Source organism: Sulfitobacter sp. F26169L, from assembly GCF_026410285.1.
In the GTDB taxonomy this organism is placed as follows: domain Bacteria; phylum Pseudomonadota; class Alphaproteobacteria; order Rhodobacterales; family Rhodobacteraceae; genus Sulfitobacter.
The window spans coordinates 1-4196 of the sequence record NZ_JAPMLP010000024.1; the positions used below are offsets into that span (position 1 = coordinate 1).

General features: G+C 56.0%; 4 protein-coding genes. All 4 read right to left on the reverse strand.

What is annotated here, in order from left to right:
- Positions 1-99 precede the first annotated feature (99 nt).
- Entirely contained in the window at positions 100-381 is a 282-nt protein-coding gene (locus OS189_RS18590) for a chromosome partitioning protein ParB (RefSeq protein ID WP_074948197.1), read from the reverse strand.
- Positions 365-1033 carry a ParA family protein gene (locus OS189_RS18595; RefSeq protein ID WP_267168826.1) on the reverse strand — a complete coding sequence of 223 codons (669 nt, stop codon included), beginning with the start codon at positions 1031-1033 and terminating at the stop codon, positions 365-367. The genes OS189_RS18590 and OS189_RS18595 overlap by 17 nt, the downstream gene beginning before the upstream one ends.
- Before the next feature lie 114 nt (positions 1034-1147).
- Entirely contained in the window at positions 1148-2182 is a 1035-nt protein-coding gene (locus tag OS189_RS18600) for a replication initiator protein A (protein WP_127044712.1), read from the reverse strand.
- A gap of 214 nt (positions 2183-2396) precedes the next feature.
- Positions 2397-4196, reverse strand: a 1800-nt coding sequence (locus OS189_RS18605) for a type IV secretory system conjugative DNA transfer family protein (RefSeq protein ID WP_267168827.1), incomplete at its 5' end; no start/stop codon positions are given.

Sequence of the window (4196 nt, forward strand, 5' to 3'; positions counted from 1 at the left end):
TCTCAGGAAGATCGAATGGTCTACCGGGTCAGTGGAGCTGGCGATCGCCAAAGCCTAGAGATTGCGCAACTGCGGTTCCATTACTGAATGGTCCCAAGGTTAGCGCGCAAGCTTTTGATATTCTTCCCACATCATCTCTATTAGCTGGCCCTGCGTGATGCCAAGACGCTCTGCCTCAGCGGCAATCGCTTCCCCGACTTCAGGGAAAACCTTCGGGTGCAGCTGATAGGTGCGTGGGCTTGGTTTACGCCCTGGTTTCTTGCGTGGGGTACGATCAAGGAAGCCCCTCGCCTCTCCAACCTCATCGACACGGCGGACCTCGGCAACCGTGGTGTCTTTTGGTCGGGCCTTCAGCCCTGCAAGCCTATTTGAGCCGCTCATAGACAGCCTCCGTAAAGTATTTGGCATTCTCCAAGGCCTTATCGACCTTGCCGCCAGTTACCATGTCAGGGTCTTTCATCATCGCGGTCAGATCACCGCCATAAGCGAAGATTTCTGAAAACGCCGCGCGAGCGACGAGCGACGGTTCGATCAGGTCTATCCCTGCCCCGCGCAGCTGTTCTTCCAGATCTCTTTGAACGCGGCTTTTCACAGCTGCGCTTGTTTTGGTCAGAACAACGGCGTGACGGATTGTGCGACCAAGCGCCTCTTCCTCTTCCCGGATCAAAGCCAAGGCTTCAGACCCGATCTCCGCGTCGAGCGCCGTTGGCTGCATAGGAACGATAACCAGATCAGCTTGAGAAATAGCGCGGCTGACAAGCTGCGATGCTACGCCTTCAAGATCAACAATCACGATCTGCCCATCGCCATCTGATGCCCTGATCGTCGGCACTATCTCAGAGCGCCCTATATCCTGATGAAGCGTCACACCTTTGGGGAGTCCGTGAGATGCCCATCGGGTCAGTGACTTGTTGGGGTCGCAGTCCAAGACTGTCACTTGAGCTCCCATCCGAGCGAACTCTGTGGCCAGGATTACAGCACATGTGGATTTTCCGACGCCCCCTTTGGGGCTTGCCATGACGATGACGGGCATTGCTCGGCCTCATACTATTTTCGTTACCGGAAACATATCACTTACCGGTAAAATTTCCAATACCAGAATAAAATTTGATACCGGATTTAAATCAATAACCGGTTTTAAATCCGATTATGGTCTACCGCGCTTCTCGAACCACTTGCGGCAAAAGCCTACGAATGCGGCATCCACATCCCTCGGAGCCTCCACGATCCAGTCACGCCACTCACTTTCCAGGTGACGTACATCCCAACCAGGCGCGGCCTGTCGCGCCCTATCGTAGGTTTCAGACTTAAGTGGAGGAATACGCCCTTCGATAAGGGAGGGCGGGGTCATCGTGCCGCGATTGGTAAAAACCACCATGTCCGCCACTTCATCGAAGAACACTTGATAATCTGGCAGGTGATCATGAACCGCCAGCTGCTTAATCATCTGACGAAATCGCTTTTCTGGGCTTTGCGACCCAGACTTCATAAGCAGGTGCTTTAGGGTAATCTTCCAGCTTTTTTGCTGGCCACAGTGCTTGCGCGCTAGCTCGTAAACGCGGCGTTCAATCGGCTTGCGCAAGCGAAAGTAGTCGCGGTGAAGGGTCAGCACCTCTTCGTTTTTGATTGCATTGAAGACCCAGTCCGACAGCTTGACCTCACACCAGAGCAAACGACCGTCGAGGCCTTGCTTTCGACGGATGGAGGAGGCGTCTATCAACCCGAACCCATCAATCTGTTCTTCGTCACCAGAAACAATGTTCGTTCTGATCCGCGTGCCTTCCAACCGGTCAAGCGCATCCATGAGCGAGATGTATTCTCGACCACTGGTGCCACGGTTCGTGAAAATCAGGAGTTCGTGCGAATTGATACGAACGCGAGGCGAGACCGGTTCCCCATGTTTAAGTTTCGCCATAATCTGACTGATGCAGTAAATCAGGATGTCCTTGTCATAGATGGTTGCCAGCCCTTTGACACTCGGCGTGATTTCCAACCAGTGATCACCGTTCCTATAACGCTTCACAGAAGTCTCTGGTTTCTTGGAGAGTGAGTAGAACGGATGCTCCATATGTTGCATGACGTCCTTGAGAACAGCGTCTGCAACGTCACAGATGAACAGATCGTGCTGAGGGTGACGATCAGGCAAAAGGGGTGTCAGTGGGTTCGTGTTTTCAGTTACCATAGCAGCACATTCGTGTTTTCAGTTACCCATGTCAAGATTCGTGTTTTCAGTTACCAAAGTTCGTGTTTTCAGTTACCGAGATTCGTGTTTTTAGTTACTGATCGAATGCGTAACACGTTGATTCAAAATAGTAAAACAGGCCTCAAAAACAGCTTAACACTATATTTAACACATATTTAACACACTAAGCCTGTGGATAACTTGGAAAATCAACTCAATTCAGCGGATTCTGATCAAACCGTCCACGGTAAATCTTGCTCTTGAAATACACATTCTGCTTGGCCTTGAGCGGGTTGCGGTTACCCACCAACAGCAGCAGATCATCTGCCTTCATGCCCGTGATCTGCTCAGCCGTCATGAGCTTCTGACGCTGCTCCGAGTAGGAAAAATCCCGACCCTCGTTTGGGGCCTTACCCTCTCGGATTTGCTGAGAATAGACAGTGCTTTCCCCGAGGTGGCGCGCTGCCCATTCAGCGGTTTCGATGTCATTGAGATTGAAGACCCGCTTGGTGATGCAGGAGCCAAAGATCGAACGGGCATCGTTTGGCCCATAGGCCTTTTCGACCTGACCCGTGTCCTGGGTAACGAACAGCGCTTCGACACCGGCCCCTGCGGCGACATTGGCAATGTTCATGATCTGCTCCATGCGGCCCATGCGGACAAATTCATCGAGAACCAGCAGGATCGGAGACTTGACCTTGCGCCGCCCGTCCTGGCGCACAACCGTGCCCAGGACAAGGTTAATGAACAGGCGCATAAAGATCGCTTGCTTATCCACCTGGTCGAGCGGCACCGCGATGAAGAGATCGACCCGATCATCGAGAAGATCATCCATGCGGAAGCTGGACCCGGCCAGGAAGTGGCGCATGTTGTCGGACTGCATCCACTCAAAAGCTTTCGAGACCGCTGTTTGAATCGACCCTCGTTCTCTGTCACCTGCGCGCAGAATGGTTGCGGCGGTCTGGGCCGGGCGGTGACCGACAAGGTCGCCATTTTCAGCCCAGGCCTCAAGCGTGCTGTCGAGGTTTGCAGACAGAAGCAGATCAGCGACGGCGATCAGATTGCGCCGGTTGGGTTCTTCCTGGGTCACGATCACTTCTATCGCCGCCGCGACCAGCTGGCGGGCCATTTCCGAAAAATGCGCGCCGTCGCCTTGTTCGGGTTTGACCAGGCCGTCCGCAACCAGAGCCACGTCGCGCGCCAGCTCGTGGGGCCGGATGTAGTCGAGCGGGTTGAATTGATCCTGTCCATCCTCGACGAGGCCGAAGGGGTTGAGGACCGCCACCTTGCGCCCAAGCTCTTCGCGGTGGCGGCGCGTCACGGCGAAATTCTCGCCCTTGATGTCCAGGACCACGACCGGCCCCTGGTGATCGAGGATCGCCGGGATCACGGCGCTGACGCCTTTGCCGCCGCGTGTGCCGGAGACGACGAGGTGATGCCCGCCACGCCAGCCCTTCGCATCGTTCTTGACGTAGCGCAGGAGCTTGCCCTTGTGCAGGGCGAGGGGCAGGCCGGTCTTGTTGCGCACAAGCTGGGCAATGTCGCGCGGGTCCATCCATCCCGCTTGCCACGGGCCAGTGCGGGATTTGCGGTTGCGGCCAATGCGCGGATTGAAGATCGCCATCAGCGGGGTGCTGACAGCGACGGCCACGCCGAAGACCCCGAGCGCGAAGGAGATCGCCATGGCCTGCTTCTGCGGATCAGAATACCGCGCCAGCCCCTTGAGTCCTTCCCAAATGGCACGGGGGAGGGGCCAACCAGCGCCCGTCCATGCCTGGACAGTCGCCAGTATGTCGTTGAGAGGCGCTCTGAGGGGCGTCAGGGCTGTGAGGGCGGCAGCGCACAGGCAGACCCATGCGAGGAGCTTCAGCGGTGTCCTGTGGCGCTCTGCGGCTGTCCCGAGGGTGTCAAGGATGGTGGCCACGGCGATGATCGGGAAGGCATAGGTGGTCACCGGGTAGATCGCGACCGCTTGCGGAGCGAGGATCAGGGCGGCAGCGGCCAGGATCACAGC